Here is a 21,940-nt window from a genome sequence, read left to right as displayed (position 1 = left end):
TTCGTCACTACCCCTTTTTCCTACATTCCCCACTGCCAAATGCCGGTCGGATTTTTATACATTTTGAATACATACTCCCCAACAGATTCACGGTCATACTGGTAGCGTATTTCCACTTCCGATTCGGATAAATACGTAACATTTCGGTAAGATGCTTCCAAAAACAGCTCACCTAAACGGTTCGAATGCGGAAATGGAATGTCACTAGCAGTTAACCTTTCACTAATTGACCCATCTCCAAAAATCTGATCATACAAATAAAGATCAAAATATTGTTCTGGTGAATAGTCGTTTTCTAAACCAAAATAAATTGATGCTGTTGTACTTTGCTCTGCCAATGCTACGACTTCCCCGTAAATTTTATGCACAGCGGTAATTGTTCCTGCCTGCATTGTATTTTCTGCCGGGAAATGATTCACCAAAAAGTATTCACGCGCATTTAATAATTGATCGTAGCCTCCTGCAATCGTATTGCCGTTTTCCTCATACAATTCTTTTAATTCCGATCTTACAGGCTTCCCATTTACCGTTAGCTTGCCGTCCTGCAAAACGACACGGTCTCCTGGAACAGCGACTACTTCATAATAGGCGTTTTCGTAAATTGGTAAATGACTGCTCGTATTTGTCATCGTTCGTACAACATCGCCTGCTTCATATACAGCTTCATCAAATAAATTTTCCTGACGTTCTATCACTGTATGGTAAAGTCCCTTTTTCCCTGCAAGTGTAAAGGTTTCTTTATCTACATACTGTAAATCCGATAATTGTTCCAGCACTGGTAGCTGTGCAAAGGAATCATAATCGATTGTTGATAATTGCTTCTTTTTTTGAAGAGTAGCAATTTCCGCTAAATCATCAAGCGGATCATAAGGGGCACCCCGTCCTTCATTTCCCGAATTTTGCGTAAAAGGAACGGCCGTCATAAATAGGAATACCGCAACTGCTGCAACAGCTGCCGTCACTAATTGAACATGCCATGAACGTTTCTGTTTTCGGGCGGGCGGAGTCAATTCAGATTTCACACGTTGCTTAATACGACTTTCCTGCAAGCGTGTATCACCCATCATTTCATCCAGTTGTTTTTTAAATGGATCCATGCATCATTCCTCCAATCCCTCTTCGCTAAAAAACTCTTTCAATTGTTGCTTTGCTCGACGCAAACGTGTTTTCACCGTATTTTCATTCAGCTGTAAATACTGTGCAATATCGGCAATGGACTGTTCGTCATAATAAAATAAAATGAGCGGCTCACGATATTTCAGTGGTAGCTGGAATAACTTCTGTTCTAGTGATGCAAGATGCTCTTTTTGTATAACTTCTTCATCCGTACCTTTTGTTTGAGCAAAAATCGTCTCAAAAACAACATCCTTTTTATGCTTCCATGAGCGTAAATAATCTTTTGCACGATTTGCTGTCATTTTTGTTAAATACGTTTTCAATGACGCCTCATTGCGAAACTGGTCGCTCTTCTGAAAGTATGTTACAAATACTTCCTGTACGATGTCCTCGGCGGTAGCCCAATTTTTAACGTACAAATAAGCGATGCGTACTAAATAACGCGTGTGCTCATCAACAATTGCATCAAATTCTCTCATGTAACGATTAACACCTTCTTATATTTCTAAGACCAGTTCACCCCCTTTACATAGGACGTGAACTGTTCAAATGTTTTATTTTCAGTTATGCCGAATCGATTGACCTCATAGTTTGATTGTTGCATATTAGCATAACCTTCATTTGTCGTAAAACCGATTAACAGCCCTACTTCCTTCATCGCTTCGATCATATCTTCATCGTAATGACCGAATGGATATGCTAAAGAAATTGCATCCGTCAGCATATTAACATTTTGCTGCAAATCCATCGCAATGTCAGCAGACGACATCTCTAATGCGATTCCTGCTCCTTTACTGAACTGATGCAAGTTATGTGTGTGCGCTTCGAACTGAAAAACGTCCGTCATTTGCTTCATCTCATCGGCTGTGAAAAATTGGAGCGGTCCATTGCCGTCAAATACTTGTTCGCCTTCAAATCGTCCAGTACGAGAAGATATAATATGCTGTACCGCTGAAAATCCATGTTCCTTTAAAATTGGATAGGCATAGACCTTCGTCGATAATAAACCATCATCAAATGTAATGAGAATTGAATTAACCGGTAAAATATGGCGACCTTCCAAATAATCATAAAGCTGTGTTGTCGAAATTGTTGTAAATTGCTCTTCAGCTAAAAAGGCCATTTGCTGTTCAAATGATTGCACAGAAACCGTACTTGTATTTGTCACCATTTCTTCTTTCGGCAAAATATGATGATACACTAAAACTGGAATTCCTTCATCTATTTCAACTGATGATTTATGTATATAACCGGCACGTTCTCCTACTTTGATGACAAACCACCCATCAACCTCCCCCACTATCGGGTAGCGAAACCCTTGTGAAAGCTGCAGCAACACACTGCTCGTAAGATTTTTTTCTTCATATACTTTTGTTTGTTCTGTCGTTTTGATTGAGTTTGTTATTTCTGTATTTACTAACGTCTGAAGCGACCGCTTTTCTACAGTGGCACTACCTTTTTTTATGAAGGCTGAAATTTTTCCGAATCGTAGTTCATAATAAAGCTCATCTTCACCTACAATTGCAAAAGAAGTATTCGGATGTCCCACTCCAATTTCAGTGAGCGTATTATCTTTTATATAAATCGGCTGTTCCTCATTCAGGACGATAACTTTTTCAAATAGATGTGTTGCCTGTTCTATTTGGGTTCCACTTTCTCTACCTGCCATTTCTTTTTCGTTTGCAACCGCTCGTTCAATCTTTTCACTAGAACCTCTATATTCAATTGTCAGGAATAATACGCATATAGCGATAAACCCTACTGCAATTAACTTTTTCATCATTTCCTCCGCCTACGTTTTTTATTGAAGCAACGTACAGACGGAGAAATTCAAAATAAGTTTCAAAAAAGTTTCAGAAATTTTTTTATACACAAAAATACCCGTATCTGTAAGCGACACGGGCAATGGGTCTCCCAACAAAGGAAGAAAAACTAGAAGAAAAATATAAAGGGTGAAAAACTCAGTGTCTGACACACAGTCAAACTTACATTCTAAATGAGGGGGTTTAGAACGCTATGGCTGAGCTAACAAACTCCTGGAGAAAAGTTGTTAGCTCAGACTTATTTGTACTGTATTACAAATAAGCTCTTGCTACAGTTATAATGATAATGATTATCAGTATCATTGTCAACCCGTTTCCAAAAATCTTTTTAAGTATTTTTTAATGAACTTCGATATTGGTACTGTTTGTATTGGAACAACATAAAGCAACCGATACAAAAGCCTAAAATTGCTACAAATGATGCAACTGCCACCATAATCGTAAAGCTATAGGCAACGACTGGCAGATTAAAGGCAAACCCTGCTATTCCGCCTGCCAGACATAGGCTCGCAATCGCTGAATTGAACTTTTGCTGTCCGATTTCTTCAGGAATATATGACTTAACATCTTTCGTTAAAAACAATTTTGCAAAGCGCATAATTGGATTAAACCCGGTGAAAATCCCAAGTAAATTTGCAATTAACGGAATGCCCAAAATCCAGAATTGTCCTGACACCCATGTGACAACGACTGATAAAAATATTACCCACTGATTTACACGAACTAATGGTCTTGGTATAGAAATCGGTTTCGTCATAAAAAACCAACCTTTCTTATCTGTTTTATTCATTTTAGCGTTTTTCACCTCGTTTGGGAAGAGAAATGGTATAGTAAATATAAATATTTTTTTAGAAAAGGTGATATGTATGCCTGCACTTTCTTATGATCAAGTACGACAATTAAATTCCTATAGTATTTTTACCGAAGAACCTGACCGTCCATTATTTACATTGGCGAATCTACATAAAGACTTCTATTTGACGGATTTCCGCAATTTAATGATGGGCATTACAAATGCTGCTACAGAAGCTGCAGCCATTTCCCACTTCGGACGTCGCTACGGCATGTTTGTCGCAATGCAATTTTATATGCTGACTACGTATGATGAAGTTTGGGACGGCAAGCCTGAAGATCTGCGCTTTGCTATTGTACAGGAGTTCGGCATTCATACACTCGGGATGTATATAAACCCAAATGATTTCCGCTATGTGGAAGATGATGAGCGCGAACGAGTGATGACGGACATTTTATATAAGACATCGGTCGTCATTGGCCAGTTACGTAAAACAACGTCCATTTCGCCGCTTACTTTATGGGAAAATATTTTCGGATACATGCTTTGGCACTTCCATACATTACTCGAAAATCCGGCATTGGCTGACCGCGCTTTCGAGGACTTGGACATGCTTGAAGATAAAAATGTTTGGCGCTACTTCTCAGACAAATCGCTGTTTTTAAATTATACAGGAGGAAAAAGCCCTTCCGCTCTCATCAATCAGCCTGTCCGCAAAAGCTGCTGTTTTTCAAAAGACATCCCCGGCTTAATGGCTTGCGGATTTTGCCCGATGAAATAAGGTTTTGTTTTAAGTGCCGCCAAGTAATCGCGGCACTTTTTTATTTGGACCGGATTGCTGGGGGCACGTTTTTCTAATAAATGGCTTACTTTTTCTAATATCGCTAGAAAAGTTCTAATAAACTCCCGATGTTCTAATAAAGTAAGCCGATGTTCCAATAAAGGGCCGAGATGTTCAAATATAGGTATCCGATCTTCTAATAAGTATCGCCGTTTGTCTAATATCCGGGTTAACTTTTCTAATATCACGGCAACCACTCAAGCGCACAACAAAAGCGATGCTATAAACTTCATAGCATCGCCCTACCTTCTTATTTCGTTGCACTGTTTTTCAATGTTGTTGCTATTACTTTGGCGCCATCAAGCAATGCCTTTGCATCAAAGGTCATTTTTGGATGATGGAGTCCAGGACCAAGATCTGCACCAACGCCGATCATCGTTGCCTTTAACTCAGTATTTTTGATCGTATAGAAATGGAAGTCATCACTTCCCGGTGTCATCACTGCCGGTGCTAAACTTTGCTCTCCAAGTGCTTCAACAATCGAGCGTTCTGCAATTGCAGCCGCTTCGGATGATACTTCCGCACCTGGTGTAACATCCATCCAATTCCATGCCAGCCCAGTATCGAACATCTCCGCAATTTGTTTCAAGCCTTTATCAACTTCCTGCTGTACTTGCGCCAAGACTTCATTTTTCTGTGCACGCACATCGATCGAGAAGGTCGCATTACCCGGAATAATATTGACGCTTCCGCCATCTGCTACAATTTTTGTTATCTTCGCAGAGTATACTTCAAATGGATCGACATGAATATTTTTCAGCATTTGCTGAATCGCTACGACGACATCAATCGCATTTTTTCCCTGGTGCGGACGAGCGCCATGTGCATCAATACCAGTAATTGTCCCAGTTAAGAATGCTGCAGCACCATGATTGATTGCGGGTGATACTTTCCCTAATGGCAGCTCTTCCATAGGACGTAAATGAACACCGAATAAATGGGTAACATTTTCCATTACACCGCGATCAATCATCGCCAATGCCCCGCCACCTGTTTCTTCAGCCGGTTGAAAAATAAATCGGATTTTCTTTTTCAAAGGTTCATTCTTTAATGCATAGAGCGCACCTAAAACAATCGATATATTTGCATCATGTCCACAAGAGTGATTTGCCTGCATAACGCCATCCACTTCCTGCCATAGTGCATCAATATCCGCGCGAACCGCAATTGTTTCTTCGCCTTTTCCGATTTCCGCGACAAGGCCAGTCACATCGTTAAATTTTTTATAGCTTACGCCCATATCATCTAAAATTTCTGCTAATTTTGCTGTTGTTTTTATCTCTTTCCAGCTTACTTCAGGGTTTGCATGGAAATATTGAAACCAATCAAAAATCATTTGTTCCGTAGAATTAACCGCTAACATGAAACGCACCTCGAATATTATTTAGTACTTCTATTATACAGTACAATTTTCGCATACTACATTATTAGTGCCTAAAAAAACGACATCTATCCAAATAGTTTCGCTGGATAGACGCCGTAATATTTTTAAATTCATTTTAAAAACTCCTTTATAAGCTTGAGAAAAACCCTTGGGGATATTGAGTGCGTTCTTCACTTTCCGTTACCTCTTGCTGCTCGGCTAACTCAAATTCCACCTCTTCGTCAAATAAGTATGTTTCAAACGTCGACTTTAAAAGTGTTGACATATTATTTCTCCCCTTTAATTATTTGAATTTTTAATTAATTTAAATAATATAATGGATTTTCATGAAAATCAACAAATAAATGCACCTAATGCATAAAAAGTATTAAATCTATCTATTTTCGAGATAAATAGAAAAGCGCCTGAATTAAATATTCAGACGCTCTCTTTTTTATGAAATGGCCACTTTTGAACCGTTTTCTTTATTTCTAGTAACGTATTGAATCACGAACATAATTCCAAATACAATAAGTCCAATTGTATCCGATAATGATTCAGGATAAATCATCGCTAAACCTGCTGCCAATAAAACAATGCGTTCAATCCAGCTCACAGGGCGATACCAGTAGCCAATAATTCCGACACCTATTGCAATCATACCCATGACTGCAGTAAACACTACCCATAAGATTTGCCAGATCGTTACATCAATCATAAGCAATGCCGGTGAAAAGACAATCATATACGGAATAATGAATGCCGCGATGGCAAGCTTCGCGGAGTTCACACCGGTACGAATCGGATCTCCTCCTGATATACCGGATGCTGCAAAGGCGGCGAGCGCAACAGGTGGTGTAATATCGGCTATAATACCGAAATAGAACACGAAGAAGTGCGCTGATAAAACTACAATCAGTGGAGCTGCACTTGCCGGTACATCCGGTGCAAGTAATGCAATGATAGCCGGTGCAGCAATCGTTGATGTAATAACATAGTTTGCCGTTGTCGGTGCACCCATACCTAAAATTAACGAAGCAATCATTACAAAGAATAATGTAAGGAGAATACTGCCCCCTGCTAATTTTACTAAGCTGTTTGCAAGAGACAGCCCTAGACCTGTCTTTACAACAACACCGACGATGATACCCGCACAAGCTGTTGCAGCAGCTACTGCTAATGCCGAACGTGCACCATCAACCATTCCATCGATAATTTCTTTAAGACCGAATTTCACATCCGGATTAATAAACCCGACGATGATACAGGAGATAATACCGTATAGCGCCGCATGAATTACCGGTACACCAGACATCATGAGGATGATAATTAATACAATTGGAATAAGTAAATAGATTTTCTTGAATACTTTAGAGCGATCCGGCATCTCTTCATCTTTTAAGCCACGTAATCCTAAACGCTTCGCTTCAAAGTGTGTCATGATCCAAATACCTGTAAAGTATAAAATTGCCGGAATGGCAGCTGCCTTGGCAATATCCCAATACGTAACACCACGACCGATAAACTCAACCATTAAGAATGCTGCAGCACCCATAATCGGCGGCATTAACTGACCACCTGTTGATGCCGATGCTTCTACTGCACCAGCAAAGTTTTTATTGTAGCCGAGACGTTTCATCATCGGAATCGTATATGATCCGGAAGTTACTACATTCGCTACAGAACTTCCTGAAATTGTGCCTTGCAGGGCAGATGAGAAAATCGCTACTTTGGCAGGACCACCTACTAATTTTCCGGCAACCGAAATCGCTAAGTCATTGAAGTATTCCCCTACCCCCGTTTTTACAAGGAACGCACCGAATAATAGGAACGCGAAAATAAATGTAGAAGATACCGCCAATGGTGTCCCTAAAATCCCGTCTGTCGAGAAGAACATCAAGTTTACAATGCTATCTAAGCTTTGCCCGCGGTGTGCCATAAAGTCCGGCATATACGGACCGTAAAATGCGTAAAGTAAAAACAGCCCGGCAATTATTGTGATCGGCAATCCGACCGCTCTACGGGCACCTTCCAATACGATAATTACCGCCAGAATTCCAATATAGAAATCCATTGTTTGAAGTTGACCTAAACTTTGAACAAGCCGGTCATAATTGATTACCCAATAACTCCCTACACCAATAGCAACAACAGCTAAAATATAGTCATAAAACGGAATAGTCCGTTTTGATAGCTTACGGCTTGCCGGGAATAATAGAAACACAAACGTCAGTGCAAATCCAATGTGAACCGTACGCTGGATTTGCGCTGGAAACTGCCCGAAAATTGCCGTGTATACTTGAAAAAGTGTAAATGCCAGCAAACCAAAATAGATAATATGCTTCATGAAATTTTGAGGGTTACGCTGATTCGATTCCAAATCGTATTTTTCCAATAATTCCTGCTGCTGTTCCAAAGTAAGTGATTCGTGTAAAGCTCCAGGATCTAAAGCCGCTTTTTTGTCAGTCATCTAATTCGACTCCTTTCAATTTGTCATATAAAGACAATCTTTTAATTGTTACTAAATAGGATTTCCCACGTACTAAATGCTTTTTTAAAGGAATGACTATGCCTTTATGCTGAAGATTTAATTTATAGTTGACATTCCCAATATGTAACGTAAATTCTTCTAATTTTGCATCGTTGTATTGAAGTGTATAAACACCATCTTCATAATGAAGAGTCTGCCCTTCCTCTGCATGTCCGGGCATCCCAATAGCTACATCGGTGTATTCCATTGCAAGCAGCTGAAATTCATTTGTAGGCAGCACTTTATAGCTCTCTGTCACATCCGTTAAATGTATGGAATGGGTGAAAACCAGCTGGAACTCATTTTCATTCTTTAACGGCAAAAAGTGTTGAACCGGCTTTTCTACTCTTGTCTCTGTAAAAGTTATGCTCCGTTCAAAAGGAATAAACCAAACGATAATACTTAGAAGAACAAGGATGATAAAAATCCATTTTTTCATTTGGATGATCACTCGCTTAAATATAAAAATACAACAAAGGCCTCTGAAGCTTTTTTTGCGACAGAGGCCCTTAGTTTTCCCTAATTACTTTACTTCGTCAAAGTATCTTTGTGCACCTGGGTGTACTTCAATACCGATTCCGTCTAAGCCTGTTTCAGCTTTAATAAATTCGCCTTTAGCATGACCAATTTTATCTGTATTATCATAGATTGCTTTTGTCATTGCATACACTAAATCTTCTGGCAGGTCTTTATTTACCGCTAACATTGCACCTACAGAAACAGCAGGAACTTCTGCTTCTAAACCATATGTGCCAGCAGGAATATTATCTACTGCATAGTAAGGGTATTTCTCGATTAATTCTGCTGCTTTGTCTGCTTCAACAGGAATAATGTGTACACCATTTGTAGCATTTAAAGCTTCTACAGCACCAGTTGGGTAACCAGCTGTAATGAATGCTGCATCAATTTGACCTGATTGAATACCATCAGTAGATTCACCGAAGTCTAAGTTTTGTGCTTGAATATCATCTTCAATTGATAATCCGTGGATTTCCAATAATTGCTCAGCGTTTGCATAAGTACCAGAACCTGGTGCACCTACAGAAACTTTTTTACCTTTTAAATCTGCAAATGTTTTAATGCCTGAATCCGCTAATGTTACTAATTGAACTGTTTCCGGATATAAAGCACCTAATGCTACTACAGAGTCAATTTTTTGTCCTTCAAACATTAAAGTACCTTGAGTTGCATAGTAAGCAATATCAGTTTGAACGAATGCAACTTCACCATCACCTGCAGCTAAAGCTGTCATGTTGGCAGCTGAAGCTTGTGATACCTCAGCAGTTGTTTTTACCCCTGTATCCGTTGTAATTAAATCCGCAAATGTTCCTCCTAATGGATAGTAAGTCCCTTGCGTACCACCTGTTAAAATACTTAAAAATTTAACATCCCCGAAATCTGCTTTTTCAGAACCAGAATCCGTTGTGTCAGTACCAGTTGATGTTTCAGTACCTGATGATGTTTCAGCCTCATCATCCGCACCACATGCAGCCAGAACTAAAATGAAAGCACTTAGCACTAATAAGAAAAGCATATTTTTAGACTTGAACATGAAATTATCCCCCTTTTTACCTTATTATAGAATTCATTTTACATACACAAATATTCAAAAGTCAATTAATATCTTAAAAGTCTAATTATTCAGTATTTTTTAATCTTCTATTAAAAGCATAAAAGTGCTATAGAATGATGTTTTTCACTAACTTTTTTTAATTTTGAAATCAATTTCTTCTATCAAATAATGTAATGTTATGCATAATAAATGAATAAATTTATTTTTCTAATATATGATATCTACAACTCGAATTGCATTTCTAATTCTAATTTATTACTTAAAATAAAAAAATACCCTTTCTCACTTTTAGAGAAAATGGTATTTTTCGTGTTTAGCATTCGATTCCTTGCTTTAACGACTATTACTTAATTACCCCACATACAATCCGAGCTCCCGAATTCCCTGATGGGTCTGTTTTATAATCGTCTGCTTTTTCGTGAATGACAACAGATGTGCCATCTTCATCAAACAGGGAATTTTCTTTCCCTTTTTCAAGTGTAAAATCGGCTGTCACAAAGTTTAATTCCACTTCACCTGCATCATCCACAGTAATATTCGGAAGATCTCCTAAATGTGGGCCTGCTGGATTATCGACGCCATGCTGCTTTTTCGTTGGATTGAAATGGGCACCTGCCGATTCAAAGCTTGGAGATTCACACTTCCCAAACTCATGTAGATGGATTCCGTGATCACCCGGCGGTAAATTATTTAAAACAGCAGTCAGTTCGACTCCTTTAGATGATTCTTTAAATAAGATTTCACCAACTAGGTTGTTCTTTGTATCATACATCTGCGCCTTCGCAGATAATGCTTCTGGTGCACTTACCGGGACGGTTTCCTTTTGAAATAAATTACATCCGCTTAATAATAGTACACATACAAATAAGCTAATTACTCGCACACTATCCCCTCCTTGCAGCTAGTATTTCAATAAAGAGGGCTGATTATACAAAAAAGCCACTCAAAATTTGAGTGGCTTCTTTCATATTAGTCTAAAATTTTGATTGTTACTGAACGGCGGCCCCATTCGTAGGCGTTATCTAAATCTGGAATAAATACATCAATTTTATTTCCCTTAATTGCCCCGCCTGTGTCAGCTGCAATGGCTTCCCCATATCCTTCAACCCAAACTTTTGTCCCTAACGGAATGATTCGTGGGTCTACTGCAATTACTTTTAAATTTGGATTGGCGCGTAAATCCGTACCATTTGCCGTTGTACCTGAACATCCTTCACAATAGGCTGTGTATGCTGTCGCTTCAACAGTCATTGTTCTTCCTGTATCAGGAACTGAACTTGTTGAAGTTTTCGCTTGTGTACCGCCTGTCGCGCTTTTCACTTCACTCTTGGCATACTCCTGTTGAGATCCGGATACTGTAATGGCGTCACCCGCATAAATTAAATCTGAATCGATATTGTTCCATTTTTGCAGCTGATCAACTGTTGCATCATGGGCCAATGCAATATGGAACAACGTATCCCCTGGTGAAATCGTATATACTTTCTCATCATGACCACCAATTTTTAATGTATCCCCAACAAAAATCGTATTACTATTTAAATTGTTCAATTCCTTTATCTCTTCAACTGATGTTTGAAACTGTTTACTTATTTTATAAAGTGTATCTTCAGGTTGGATTGTATAAGTATCTGCAGAAGCTTGAGATGCAAATAGCCCCCCTGTAGCGAATACTCCTGCCAATAGAACTGCCATTAATTTTTTCTTTGTCAAATTTCTGTCCCTCCATATTTCCCAAATAAATTTAATTTGTTTTGACTCTGCTTTAACCTTACAGCAAATACATTGCAACACGATGACGCGGATATGAACCCTCCATTACAAGCACATTGCAGAGCTTTTGGATAATTATTACTAAATTTGAAGCGATTTATACATAGATTTTCCATTTTTTTGCGAAGTGACAGGAAAAGGAGAAATAATAAATGGGAATTCGTTTTCAGACTTATTACAAATCCGCCTATGCCTTTAATAATTCTTTCAATTTTGACGATATAAAGTAAAACTTCAACCAGTAGGGGTTGTTCATCCCCTACTGGTTGTTAGTTGAACCAATCGGGCTTTTACGGGCAGTTGATTTCCCGGTTAGAAGCCGAAGCTTTGCCTCTGCCGCTACGCTTTCGAGGCAGATAATTTACTGCCCGTTAAAGCGGGATAAAGTGAAACTTCAACCAGTAGGGATGTTCATCCCTTACTGGTTGTTAGTTGAACCAATCGGTCTTTTACGGGTAGTACAAATGAAAAGGAGGGTTTACTATGGAATTAAACACCATCATGTCAGCTCAGCTCGCCTCGCTACAGCAAACTGTGCAGATGAGTATTTTAGACAAGGCAATGAATACCGGCGCGGCAACTGCTATTCAAATGATTGAAGCAATGCCCCAACCGCAAGCAACTCCAGCACCCCACCCTTATAAAGGACAAATGATTGACGTCCAGGTTTAGTTTTAAAAATAAGAAAGGACGCTCATCATTTTACGTGAGCGTCCTTTCTTTTTTTAAATACAGGTTTTGCATTTGGCAGGATTGAAGATATTAGAAGATTTTTTTAGTTATTAGAAATTAGACTCCTGTTATTGGCACTTCTGAATCACATATTAGCAAAACGAGGAGACATTTTAGAAATTCTTCATACTATATTAGATAATCCAACTTTAATTGGACAATTGAATACGCTTTTTAGAATTTTTTTCATTTAATTAGAAAAACATCATCCCTTAATGTAAACCGCACGTTAAATTTCGGTTAAACACTTTTAAAAAATCATTTTTCGGGTATAACTAATAGTACAATGATGATATAAACAAAAAGGAGTGATTATTATAGGTATCCATACGTTTTTTACCAGTTTAAATGATTTAGAGCGTATCATCCGTTGTCCGGGCCGCTTTAAATTTGAAGAGCATAATGTGGCAGCACACTCGTGGAAGGTTTCGCAGTATGCGATGTTTTTTGCAACATTGGAGGAACGTGCAGGCAGTCAAATTGATTGGAAATCGTTATATGAAAAGACGATTAATCATGACTTTGCCGAAGTGTTTATCGGGGACATTAAAACACCTGTCAAACATGCAAGCGTTGAACTAAAGCAAATGCTTTCACATGTCGAAGAGAAAATGATGGAAAAATTTATTCTGGAAGAAATTCCGCTTGATTTACAGGATGTATTTTTTGACCGTATGAAAGAAGGCAAGGATCACACAATTGAAGGACGACTGCTTGAGTTTGCCGATAAGCTGGATCAGTTTTACGAGTCATTTTCAGAACTGAAGCGAGGAAATACCGACAAAGAATTTGTTCATATGTATGAAACTGCACTAAGCAAGTTACTGTTGATCGATCTGCCGGTATCTGTAGACTATTTCCGTAACGAAATTTTATCGGATGTTGTAACGGAAAAGACAGTCATCGATATTGCACTTTTAACAGAAAATATTTTACAGCAGCATACAGAATAATAACGGAAGGCTTCCTAATATATAAGGAAGGCTTTTTTATTTTGGTAATAAATCCAGCTTTTGATTTCGAAAAACTTCAATAAAGCCATTCAAATTATTTGACTTTTTTTTTAAAACATACTTTATTGCATTCCACATTAACTTACTATAAGATAACAATAAGGCTACGTTGTACGTACGAATATTAAGTTTTAACCTTTATACTTATACAGGGAGTTTTACATCGATGTTGGAATGGCGTGCCTGGACTCTTTTGACTTCAGGATAGACAGGATAGCATTTGCGAACACCCACTTTGAGGAGTGGTGGTTTAAAACTTTCTATAATAACTACGGCAATGTGGCTGCTTACATAAGCAATACAGCCATAACAACATACAGACACTTACACGAATTTATGTGTAGGTGTTTTTTTATTTTCTTTTTCCTGGTATCATCTGAATATAAAATCTATAACCTTGAAGGGACTGAGCTATGCGCAGATGGCAATATTTTTTATCTAACTGATTAAAAAATATTGGAGGTAATAAAATTGATACAAGAACTGAATACTAAAAGATTGTATTTGAGAAGAATGGAACCTTCAGACTCACCCAGCTTGTTTAAAATATGGTCTGATCCACATGTAACTGAATTCATGAACATATCCAGCTTTACACATGAAACTCAGGCGAAAGAAATGATCGAACTGCTTGAGGGTTTGGCTCAGGCCGGTAAAGCTGTTCGTTTCAGCATGATTGAACGGGATTCGAATGAAATAATAGGTACGTGTGGATTTAACGCTATAGATTTTGACAATGCAAAGGCGGAGATTGGTTACGACATTGCCAAAGCCTATTGGGGCATGGGATTTGCTCCAGAAGGTATTAGTGCGTTACTGGATTGTGCTTTCGGAACTTTAAAACTGAATAGAATTGAGGCAAAAGTAGAACCCGCTAATGTCAATTCAATCAAGGTTTTACAAAAACTTAATTTCAAGTTTGAAGGAACTCTTAGACAATACGAAAAATCTAAAGGAAACTTTATCGATATCAATATGTATTCACGGCTAAAAACCGACTGATTTAATTCCTTCCCTACTGCCTATTTCTTTAATTAGAAATAAGCCTTTAATTTTACGAATAACAAAAACCCTCATTAAATAACTGTTCGTTATTTAATGAGGAAAAAATTATATAATTCGCTATCCCTTATAGATCAATGACTCTTTTTCAAGCAGAATCGGTCCAGTACTCGTTCTTACTATAAAAGAAGAGTGGTTTAAGTAATCAGCTAAAACAACCGCCCCAACGCCTAAAATCTCCACTTGGACATCAACACGGTGAGCACTTTTCTGTAGCTGAGAAAGAAGGGGCGTCAATTGATCGAGTTCCTGCAACCTTTTGCAGTATAAAATAATATCAATATCACTGTTTTCATGGCAAACAGTGATTCCTGTTGCCATCGAAAAACCTACACTTCCGCCAATTCCCCATTTTAAACCATCCAATACCTTTTCGATATAAGTAAGCGACTGAATATGGGTCGCAGGATATGAATTTGCCAGAACATCAAAAGGCCGAATTACTCGTTTAATGTTAGATATAGTTGTAATCGCTGCAAATCGTTTAGATCGATTGTCCCCACGAAAGCCTATCGCAACTTTCCCGTCCTCTACTTTCATTCGTCTCACAACAGCAATGCCTTGAGCCATTTCATCCTCATTCATCCAATCAGGATATTGACCAAAGTAATCAATCTGATCCATGGACTTCAAAAACACTAGATCATGTACAGTTAGTTCCATTGTTGTGCGATTTTCCCACGTACAGCAATCGATGCCTTACGACCATTTTCAACCGCTATTGTTGATTGAATTCGATTTGCCAACGTTCTATCTCCGGACTGAATAATATCTTCTTTTGCCGATGTAATCGAATGAATGACTTTTTGAACTTGTTCATTAGATGGTTCGTCTGCGTTAATACCGTCGATTAACTCATATAATGCACCTAGTGTTTTGAATGAATGGACATCATACGCCATCGATGGAACAGACTTCGCGAATTCGTCCAATTCTTCAACAGTACGCATTGTAACAAGAGCTGCAGACTTCTTGGACATTACATGTACTTGCACTTCTGAATCATCAAGCGAAATAATACGGTTTCCTTGCATTCCGTGTGCCAGAAATGCCCCTGAAATTGCTTTTCCTACAACACATGTAACAATTGGGTGCCCACTTTGTCGAGCAACTGCATATGCCTCAACACTTGCTGCACACGCTAAATAAATGCCGAATAATTCTTCATGGTAGCCGAATGCCTGACCCGGAACATCGACAATTGGAACGATTAATCTCTTTTCTGATGAATCCTTATCTTCTTCGATTGCCTGATGAACATATTTCGCAACCGTCCAGGCTTCCTGCAGACCAAACTCCCCATTGCGGGCACGGTAAAATTTATTTTCACTGTTTGGCACAACAGCAATGAAACGAGCTTTTTCTCCATTTAAATGGGCATCTGCCACTAAAACAGATGGCGTTTCTGAAATTGATGGTGCATTATTTGTAAATGCATTAAACCACGTACGGCCTCTGCTCGTATTTTCCCCATCTGTAATCGTTGCTTCACCAGTTGCCAATTCCGATCGGTTACTTAAAATCTCCTGGGCTTCATCAGTACCGATTTTCTGTTTAAACTGCAAATGGTTCAGCATATTTAAGAATGTATCGTACTCCATTGTTCTTTGTTTGAAGTTGTTATTTGTCCATAAGTTTTCCAGCGTATCTAAGTAATTGACAACATCATCCTCAATAACAGCATCGACTAATTTCGAATTGTAGCGCATTGATCCACCAATCATTTTCCAAATGAAAGGTTTCTGTTTTGCATTTAGCTCTTGAATACCCGCTTCTTGCTGAACTACTTCAGGGCCATTCATACCAAGTCGACCTTCTCGTGTCATGATTAGAGCAGAACAAAGTCCAGCTGTTAGAGACATCCCTCCGAAAGAACCGACTTTCCCCGGAATAATGCCGATTACAGGTACATACTTTTTCAAAGCAACAATCGCCGAACTAATTTCAGCAATCGAAAGCAACCCGTAGTTTGCTTCTTGGAGACGAACGCCGCCTGTATCGTAAATGATGACCGGGTAAATCAGTTCCCCTGCTTCACAAGATTCATATGCACGCTCTAAGGCACCTGCAAATTTCGCCCCGGAAACTTCACCGATTCCCCCACCTTGGAAACTTCCTTCTATTGAAATAACTAATGAACGACGACCTCGAATTGTCCCTTGCATTATGATCATCCCGTCATCACTTTGCGGTACAATATTTTGTGCTTCTAAATGTGGTGATTCAAAAAAGTCGAATGGACCTAATATTTCATTTGCTGTTCCTTCATCTAGTAGTAATAGTGCACGTTCTCTTGCCTTACTCTCTACTATACTTACAGGTAATTTAATAGAATTATTCACCGAAAACCACCTCCGCTGCCTGTGCAAGTCGTATCGATACGACACCTGGTGTTGCCCCGAAATCATTAATCTTAATTGAAGCCAATATATCTTGCTGTAAAACAAAACGCTCCACTACTTTTTGCCAAGTTTCAGCATAACCCGTAATACCTGTACGAACTTCTACTTTTGTTTCCGAGCCTTCGATTGGCTGGATCAGTATTTCTAAATCCCCCGATCCTACAACCCCAATATGTGCTTGCTTAGTAACCGGACGATTTGCCTGAAACGTGTAATTCAACTTTTCCATGCTGTGCACCCCTTTTCAGTTTATCTGACATATTAATTACGAATAATGTAGCCGCCAACAAATCAGCCGATCCCCCTGGAGATAACCAGTGCTTAATATAAAACTCATCTAGTTTCTTCATATTTGAAATTGAAAAGTTTGTTAGCAGTTTCTGCGCTTCCTGTTTCGCAAGCTCCAATCCTTCTGGACCGCCTCGATGAAGTAAACAAGTGTCGTTTAAATTTGCAATCAATACTAGTAACGTATGAAGTTTCGCATCTCTTAGCGACATCCTTTGAGCCGCTTGTAAAAATGCTGGCAAACTAAACTTTTGAATATGAGGGAACGCCTGCTGTGCTTCTTCTCTGGCACCTGGAATCCCATAATTCTCTTTCACTTTACTTCCGTTTGTTTTGGACTTTGGAATATATTGATCCGGAAGATTGGCCAGTTCCGCAGCATCATTAAATACTTGCGGGAAGAGTACTTGGCCCTGTCTTCGAGCTATTGCGGAACAAAGTAATCCAATCGACCAGATTGCCCCTTTATGCGTATTACTATTTTCAGTAACCGCAAACATTTCCTTTTCACCATTCCGTCCAATTGCACCAAATTGTTCCCTTATTTCTACTGTTGGCTGTCGGTTGAAACTCAGCATTGCCATTTGATAAAACGTATTGTGCAAAGAATGTGCTGAATTCTGCATTTTTGTTAAAGATAAATCATGATGTGCACCATTATTTTCTGTATCTACTAAACCTGGCTTTGGTGTCAATTGAACTTCTTCGATTAATGCTGCAACAGCCTCATCAGCAATCCGTTTACAAATTACATGCTGTTTCATTCCTTCAGCTCCTTACCAACTTTTGAATTTTGATGGTGGCTCATATAATCCGCCAGACCATTGAACAAGCTCGTCAATATTTTTTGCTGCCAACAATGAACGGTTCGCTTCACCGCGTAAAATATTTAAGTCTTCCGGCATTGCCACTAAACCGCGCTCGCGAAGTGATTTTGTACGCTTCACATCATTTTCCATCCCTAGCGGTGTTACCCCTGCAATCGAAGCAATCATTTCTCTTCGTTCTGCAGGACTATCAGTTTTATATAGGTAGGCAATCCCTTCTTCTGTCACAACATGTGTAACATCTTCCGCATAAATCATGACCGGGGCAACTGCTAAATTCGCCTGTTTCTTTACATCAATTGCATCTAAACGTTCAACAAAAACAGGTGTGTTGGCATCCTGGAATGTTTCGGCAACTTGTACAACAAGCTTTTTCCCACGAGCCAATTCATCCTGACTCGTCATCATGTTATACCAAGCTTCCGTTGAGTGACGGCGTCCGCCCGGATCATGTCCCATATTTGGTGCACCACCATAACCTGCAACACGTCCCTTTGTTACCGTCGAAGAATTGCCGTATGCATCCATTTGCAACGTCGATCCGATAAATAGATCCACTGCATACTGACCTGCAAGCTGCGCCAACGTACGATTCGAACGAAGACTGCCATCTTTCCCTGTGAAGAAAATATCTCGACGTGCCTGCACATATTTTTCCATCCCTAGTTCACCGCCAAAACAGTGAACACTTTCTACCCAGCCTGTTTCAATCGCCGGAATTAATGTCGGGTGCGGATTAAGAACCCAGTTTTTGCATATTTTCCCCTTCAAGCCCAATTGCTCACCATATGAAGGTAATAGCAGCTCGATTGCAGCTGTATTAAAACCAATCCCATGGTTTAATGATTGAACGCCATGTTTTTCATAAATACCGCGAATACACATCATCGCCTGTAAAATCTGAATATCTGTAATATGGCGCGGGTCACGTGTAAATAACGGCTCCAGCTCATATGGTTCATCCGCTTCAACGATGAAATCGACCCAAGAACCCGGAATATCGACACGTGGCAATTCATCCACAATTTCATTTACTTGAGCAATTACAATTCCATCACGAAAAGCTGCTGCTTCTACAATTGTTGGTGTTTCTTCTGTATTTGGTCCTGTATATAAATTTCCGAAGCGGTCTGCTTTATCTGCTGCAACTAACGCTACATTCGGAATTAAATCGATAAATAATCTTCCATAAAGCTCAACATACGTGTGCAGATCCCCTAAAACTAACCTTCCATCTTCAATCATTTGAGCGATGCGCAAACTTTGTGGACCAGCAAAACTTAAGTCAATTTTTTTAGCAATGCCTTCTTCAAAAATATCTAAATGTTCCGGACGTGACACACTGGACATAATCATATGTAAATCATGTACACGCTCTGGATCGACCTTTACGAGTGCTTGAGATAAAAATGACGCCTGCTTTTGATTATTTCCTTCTAAAACAACCCGATCCCCCGGTTTAATAAGCAACTCAAGTACATCTACAATTTTCTCTGTAGGAATTGTAACACCCTTTACTAGATGCTCCACTTCCGCTAATCTCTTTTTCTTTCCTTCCAATCTTGTTGACCAAGAACGTTGCTGTTGAATTAATACCATATTTACACCCCTTCATTTTTTGCTAAATATAGACAATCATTAAATCCATTCTTTTCCACGCTATAACTATCCGCCTCTGGAAACGCATTTTTGGCAAGTTTTTTTAACACATCCCCTGGCGACATTTCAATAAATTGACGAACTCCATTTTCAAATAAGATCGAAGTTGCATCATGCCATCTGACAGGTAAAGCAATACTTTCAGCCAAATCCTGAACGATATGAGAAGGCTGGCGAAGTACCCGTGCATTGCGATTTGCAATCAACGGAAATTTCGGCCTTTGAAGCGTTATGTTCTCCATTTCCATTGCTAACCTTTCCTGAACAGGTAGAAACAATGGACAATGGGATGGTGTAGAAACATTCAGCATCTTTGCGGAACTTGCCCCTTTTCCAGATACGTAGTCCAGTACATTTTGCATCGCTTCCTTATGACCTGATAAAGTCAGCTGCTGCGGTGCATTGCGATTTGATACATAGACCGGTTTTTGATCCGTATGGAATTTTTGCGTAATTTCTATAAGAGTTGATTCGGGTAATCCTACAACAACTGCCATTCCATACGCCTCATCCTGCAAAGATTCCATCAGTTCCCCACGAAGTGAAACTAAATGCAGGGCATCTTTAAATGTTAGTACCTCACTCGTCACCGCAGCGGCAAATGCGCCAACCGAGTGACCTGCCAAATAGTCTGGTGCTGCGCCTTCATTTAGAAAGGTCCGGGCTGTTGCAACACCGGCCGTCAGCATAGTAAGTTGGACATTTTTTGTGCTCTTTAATTTTTCAGCTGTTGCAAGCAGCTTAATTTCTGTTTCTAAAACATCTGAAGCTTCATCCAAGGTTTCTTTAATAGTTGGGTGTGTAGGAAGTGCATCTAAAAACCCGCCATATTGCGAACCTTGCCCTGGAAAAAGCCATGCCTGTTTCATTGTTGACTTCCCCCTCCCTTTGCTTTATAACTGCTTATTTCGGACGCTGAAAATAACATCCTCTGTATGCTTTCTTAATATGGATTTCAGCTGATCCAAGTCATCATTCTTTAAGCATTCATATATTTTTGTATGCTCGATAATCGATTTTTCAATAATTTCGTTATTGGAAAAATGGATTACTTGAATTCGCAGTAATGGCAGCGCAATTTTACTGTACATATCATTCAGAACAGGACTGTTGCTTAACTTGAATATAAGAAAGTGAAATTGATAGTTTAAGTGCGTATATTCTGTATAGCTTTTCGTTTTTGTCATTTTAGTTAATACGGCTTTCATTTCTTTCAGTGTGCCTTTTTCTTTACTGGGATTTTCTAAACGTTCGGCTGCCAGCATTTCCAAATGATTGCGCACATCCAATAGATCTTTCATATCATCTAATGTGTAGCCTTTTATAAATGCCCCTTTTCTTGGAACACGTTCAATAATTCCTTCTGTCGCTAATAAATAAATTGCTTCTCTTACAGGGGAGCGGCTCGTTTCATACTGTTCTGCATATATCGATTCAACGACTTGATCTCCTGGTCTTAACTCGCCACTCAACACTTGTTCCAACAAGTTATTGGCGATTCTAATCGATAAGGCATTGTCCAATGCTCTCTCAAAATAATTCAACTAAACCTTCTCCTTTTAACTAAACATAGTCGACTGTATACAATACATATTATATCTTTAAAACGTAAATTTCAATCGTATAATCATTTTTTCTCTTAAAAAAATAATATTTTCCTTGCTTATGTAAATATTATTGTTTATTCTATATTCAGAATACAGTCGACTGTTCTAAACAATATAAAGGGGTGGAATTATGGTTATATATGGTGTTGCCATTTTAGCTGGGTGTTTCTTATTTGGAATGTTTTGCGGTGAATTGATCGGCGCTTTAATGGGGATTGATTCGAATGTGGGTGGCGTAGGTATTGCGATGTTACTATTAATCGTAGTCGTTGATAAATTACAGAAGAATGGGAAAATCAGTCTGCCTGCTCAAAGTGGCTTAGCTTTCTGGAATGCAATGTATATCCCGATCGTTATTGCAATGGCAGCAAGTCAAAATGTATTAGGTGCATTAACTGGAGGTCCTCTTGCGATCATTGCAGGAATTGCAGTTGTTCTTATTAGTTGGTTATGTGTTCCATTATTGAGCGGAAAAAAGGCGAAAGAGTCTGCCATTGAGTTCAATAAAAATAACGCAGCAACAGGGGAGGTAAACTAA

23 protein-coding genes and 1 other RNA gene are annotated in these 21,940 nt (G+C 39.1%); 6 read left to right on the top strand and 18 right to left on the bottom strand.

What is annotated here, in order from left to right; translation table 11 throughout:
- Window positions 1-20: 20 nt before the first annotated feature.
- From MHB58_RS01860 to MHB58_RS01845, 4 genes are all read right to left on the bottom strand, one after another.
- A complete protein-coding gene (locus MHB58_RS01860; RefSeq protein WP_014824885.1) occupies window positions 21-1,097 on the bottom strand; it encodes a S26 family signal peptidase in 1,077 nt (358 codons plus the stop codon).
- A 3-nt stretch (window positions 1,098-1,100) separates the two neighbouring features.
- Window positions 1,101-1,595 carry a sigma-70 family RNA polymerase sigma factor gene (locus MHB58_RS01855; protein ID WP_008406246.1) on the bottom strand — a complete coding sequence of 165 codons (495 nt, stop codon included), beginning with the start codon at window positions 1,593-1,595 and terminating at the stop codon, window positions 1,101-1,103.
- A 26-nt stretch (window positions 1,596-1,621) separates the two neighbouring features.
- Entirely contained in the window at window positions 1,622-2,896 is a 1,275-nt protein-coding gene (locus tag MHB58_RS01850; RefSeq protein ID WP_014824886.1) for a polysaccharide deacetylase family protein, read from the bottom strand.
- Window positions 2,897-3,267: 371 nt separating this feature from the next.
- Window positions 3,268-3,696: a DUF4395 domain-containing protein gene (locus MHB58_RS01845; protein ID WP_014824887.1), complete on the bottom strand. Its 429-nt coding sequence runs from the start codon at window positions 3,694-3,696 to the stop codon at window positions 3,268-3,270.
- 109 nt (window positions 3,697-3,805) lie between these two features.
- Between MHB58_RS01845 and MHB58_RS01840 the strand changes: the two genes are divergently transcribed.
- On the top strand, window positions 3,806-4,513 hold the full coding sequence (locus tag MHB58_RS01840) for a Fe-S oxidoreductase (RefSeq protein ID WP_014824888.1): 708 nt from the start codon (window positions 3,806-3,808) through the stop codon (window positions 4,511-4,513).
- Window positions 4,514-4,823: 310 nt separating this feature from the next.
- On the opposite strand, the gene MHB58_RS01835 is transcribed toward MHB58_RS01840, so the two are convergent.
- The 7 genes from MHB58_RS01835 to MHB58_RS01805 all read right to left on the bottom strand — a co-directional run bounded on the left by MHB58_RS01835 (window position 4,824) and on the right by MHB58_RS01805 (window position 11,752).
- On the bottom strand, window positions 4,824-5,936 hold the full coding sequence (locus MHB58_RS01835; RefSeq protein WP_340734566.1) for an amidohydrolase: 1,113 nt from the start codon (window positions 5,934-5,936) through the stop codon (window positions 4,824-4,826).
- A gap of 148 nt (window positions 5,937-6,084) precedes the next feature.
- A complete protein-coding gene (locus MHB58_RS01830) occupies window positions 6,085-6,222 on the bottom strand; it encodes a hypothetical protein (RefSeq protein ID WP_014824892.1) in 138 nt (45 codons plus the stop codon).
- 168 nt (window positions 6,223-6,390) lie between these two features.
- Window positions 6,391-8,406, bottom strand: coding sequence for a TRAP transporter permease (locus MHB58_RS01825; protein ID WP_340734565.1), 2,016 nt, complete (start codon window positions 8,404-8,406; stop codon window positions 6,391-6,393).
- Window positions 8,399-8,905 (bottom strand): DUF1850 domain-containing protein, encoded by a 507-nt coding sequence (locus tag MHB58_RS01820; RefSeq protein ID WP_014824894.1) that lies wholly within the window; start codon window positions 8,903-8,905, stop codon window positions 8,399-8,401. The genes MHB58_RS01825 and MHB58_RS01820 overlap by 8 nt, the downstream gene beginning before the upstream one ends.
- Window positions 8,906-8,989: 84 nt before the next feature.
- On the bottom strand, window positions 8,990-10,018 hold the full coding sequence (locus MHB58_RS01815) for a TAXI family TRAP transporter solute-binding subunit (RefSeq protein WP_008406235.1): 1,029 nt from the start codon (window positions 10,016-10,018) through the stop codon (window positions 8,990-8,992).
- A gap of 364 nt (window positions 10,019-10,382) precedes the next feature.
- A complete protein-coding gene (locus tag MHB58_RS01810) occupies window positions 10,383-10,922 on the bottom strand; it encodes a superoxide dismutase family protein (protein ID WP_014824895.1) in 540 nt (179 codons plus the stop codon).
- An 86-nt stretch (window positions 10,923-11,008) separates the two neighbouring features.
- Window positions 11,009-11,752 (bottom strand): LysM peptidoglycan-binding and 3D domain-containing protein, encoded by a 744-nt coding sequence (locus MHB58_RS01805; RefSeq protein ID WP_014824896.1) that lies wholly within the window; start codon window positions 11,750-11,752, stop codon window positions 11,009-11,011.
- A 543-nt stretch (window positions 11,753-12,295) separates the two neighbouring features.
- Here MHB58_RS01805 and MHB58_RS01800 point away from each other — a divergent pair.
- From MHB58_RS01800 to MHB58_RS01785, 4 genes are all read left to right on the top strand, one after another.
- Window positions 12,296-12,484 carry a YjfB family protein gene (locus MHB58_RS01800; RefSeq protein ID WP_014824897.1) on the top strand — a complete coding sequence of 63 codons (189 nt, stop codon included), beginning with the start codon at window positions 12,296-12,298 and terminating at the stop codon, window positions 12,482-12,484.
- A gap of 368 nt (window positions 12,485-12,852) precedes the next feature.
- Window positions 12,853-13,497, top strand: coding sequence for a YfbR-like 5'-deoxynucleotidase (locus tag MHB58_RS01795; protein WP_008406231.1), 645 nt, complete (start codon window positions 12,853-12,855; stop codon window positions 13,495-13,497).
- Window positions 13,498-13,655: 158 nt separating this feature from the next.
- Window positions 13,656-13,847, top strand: a non-coding RNA gene (gene ssrS, locus MHB58_RS01790) — 6S RNA.
- Between the two features lie 181 nt (window positions 13,848-14,028).
- The gene (locus MHB58_RS01785) at window positions 14,029-14,559 is read left to right on the top strand and encodes a GNAT family N-acetyltransferase (protein ID WP_014824898.1); all 531 of its coding nucleotides are present in this window, start codon (window positions 14,029-14,031) and stop codon (window positions 14,557-14,559) included.
- A gap of 120 nt (window positions 14,560-14,679) precedes the next feature.
- Here MHB58_RS01785 and MHB58_RS01780 read toward each other — a convergent pair whose 3' ends face one another.
- The 7 genes from MHB58_RS01780 to MHB58_RS01750 are packed head-to-tail and all read right to left on the bottom strand — an operon-like array spanning window position 14,680 to window position 21,339.
- The gene (locus MHB58_RS01780; RefSeq protein ID WP_014824899.1) at window positions 14,680-15,282 is read right to left on the bottom strand and encodes a malonate decarboxylase holo-ACP synthase; all 603 of its coding nucleotides are present in this window, start codon (window positions 15,280-15,282) and stop codon (window positions 14,680-14,682) included.
- Window positions 15,273-16,961, bottom strand: a complete 1,689-nt coding sequence (locus tag MHB58_RS01775) for a biotin-independent malonate decarboxylase subunit beta (RefSeq protein ID WP_014824900.1) — start codon at window positions 16,959-16,961, stop codon at window positions 15,273-15,275. Before MHB58_RS01775 ends, MHB58_RS01780 begins: the two co-directional genes overlap by 10 nt.
- Entirely contained in the window at window positions 16,954-17,250 is a 297-nt protein-coding gene (locus MHB58_RS01770) for a malonate decarboxylase subunit delta (RefSeq protein WP_008406224.1), read from the bottom strand. Before MHB58_RS01770 ends, MHB58_RS01775 begins: the two co-directional genes overlap by 8 nt.
- Entirely contained in the window at window positions 17,204-18,073 is an 870-nt protein-coding gene (locus MHB58_RS01765) for a triphosphoribosyl-dephospho-CoA synthase (protein ID WP_014824901.1), read from the bottom strand. The genes MHB58_RS01770 and MHB58_RS01765 overlap by 47 nt, the downstream gene beginning before the upstream one ends.
- Window positions 18,074-18,085: 12 nt before the next feature.
- On the bottom strand, window positions 18,086-19,735 hold the full coding sequence (mdcA, locus tag MHB58_RS01760) for a malonate decarboxylase subunit alpha (protein ID WP_340734564.1): 1,650 nt from the start codon (window positions 19,733-19,735) through the stop codon (window positions 18,086-18,088).
- Between the two features lie 2 nt (window positions 19,736-19,737).
- On the bottom strand, window positions 19,738-20,664 hold the full coding sequence (locus MHB58_RS01755; RefSeq protein WP_340734563.1) for an ACP S-malonyltransferase: 927 nt from the start codon (window positions 20,662-20,664) through the stop codon (window positions 19,738-19,740).
- A 24-nt stretch (window positions 20,665-20,688) separates the two neighbouring features.
- Entirely contained in the window at window positions 20,689-21,339 is a 651-nt protein-coding gene (locus MHB58_RS01750) for a GntR family transcriptional regulator (protein ID WP_008406217.1), read from the bottom strand.
- Window positions 21,340-21,532: 193 nt separating this feature from the next.
- Between MHB58_RS01750 and madL the strand changes: the two genes are divergently transcribed.
- Complete coding sequence (gene madL, locus MHB58_RS01745) at window positions 21,533-21,940, top strand: malonate transporter subunit MadL (RefSeq protein ID WP_008406216.1); 408 nt, start codon at window positions 21,533-21,535, stop codon at window positions 21,938-21,940.

The organism is Solibacillus sp. FSL K6-1554 (assembly GCF_038005185.1).
In the GTDB taxonomy this organism is placed as follows: Bacteria; Bacillota; Bacilli; order Bacillales_A; family Planococcaceae; genus Solibacillus; species Solibacillus silvestris.
This window is presented reverse-complemented; position numbering and strand designations above follow the sequence as displayed.

Bases quoted from the DNA above. Each gene is read 5' to 3' on its own strand.
- MHB58_RS01860 (WP_014824885.1), bottom strand. From the start codon at position 1,097: ATGGATCCATTTAAAAAACAACTGGATGAAATGATGGGTGATACACGC.
- MHB58_RS01855 (WP_008406246.1), bottom strand. From the start codon at position 1,595: ATGAGAGAATTTGATGCAATTGTTGATGAGCACACGCGTTATTTAGTA.
- MHB58_RS01850 (WP_014824886.1), bottom strand. From the start codon at position 2,896: ATGAAAAAGTTAATTGCAGTAGGGTTTATCGCTATATGCGTATTATTC.
- MHB58_RS01845 (WP_014824887.1), bottom strand. From the start codon at position 3,696: ATGACGAAACCGATTTCTATACCAAGACCATTAGTTCGTGTAAATCAG.
- MHB58_RS01840 (WP_014824888.1), top strand. From the start codon at position 3,806: ATGCCTGCACTTTCTTATGATCAAGTACGACAATTAAATTCCTATAGT.
- MHB58_RS01835 (WP_340734566.1), bottom strand. From the start codon at position 5,936: ATGTTAGCGGTTAATTCTACGGAACAAATGATTTTTGATTGGTTTCAA.
- MHB58_RS01830 (WP_014824892.1), bottom strand. From the start codon at position 6,222: ATGTCAACACTTTTAAAGTCGACGTTTGAAACATACTTATTTGACGAA.
- MHB58_RS01825 (WP_340734565.1), bottom strand. From the start codon at position 8,406: ATGACTGACAAAAAAGCGGCTTTAGATCCTGGAGCTTTACACGAATCA.
- MHB58_RS01820 (WP_014824894.1), bottom strand. From the start codon at position 8,905: ATGAAAAAATGGATTTTTATCATCCTTGTTCTTCTAAGTATTATCGTT.
- MHB58_RS01815 (WP_008406235.1), bottom strand. From the start codon at position 10,018: ATGTTCAAGTCTAAAAATATGCTTTTCTTATTAGTGCTAAGTGCTTTC.
- MHB58_RS01800 (WP_014824897.1), top strand. From the start codon at position 12,296: ATGGAATTAAACACCATCATGTCAGCTCAGCTCGCCTCGCTACAGCAA.
- MHB58_RS01780 (WP_014824899.1), bottom strand. From the start codon at position 15,282: ATGGAACTAACTGTACATGATCTAGTGTTTTTGAAGTCCATGGATCAG.
- MHB58_RS01770 (WP_008406224.1), bottom strand. From the start codon at position 17,250: ATGGAAAAGTTGAATTACACGTTTCAGGCAAATCGTCCGGTTACTAAG.
- MHB58_RS01765 (WP_014824901.1), bottom strand. From the start codon at position 18,073: ATGAAACAGCATGTAATTTGTAAACGGATTGCTGATGAGGCTGTTGCA.
- mdcA (WP_340734564.1), bottom strand. From the start codon at position 19,735: ATGGTATTAATTCAACAGCAACGTTCTTGGTCAACAAGATTGGAAGGA.
- MHB58_RS01755 (WP_340734563.1), bottom strand. From the start codon at position 20,664: ATGAAACAGGCATGGCTTTTTCCAGGGCAAGGTTCGCAATATGGCGGG.
- madL (WP_008406216.1), top strand. From the start codon at position 21,533: ATGGTTATATATGGTGTTGCCATTTTAGCTGGGTGTTTCTTATTTGGA.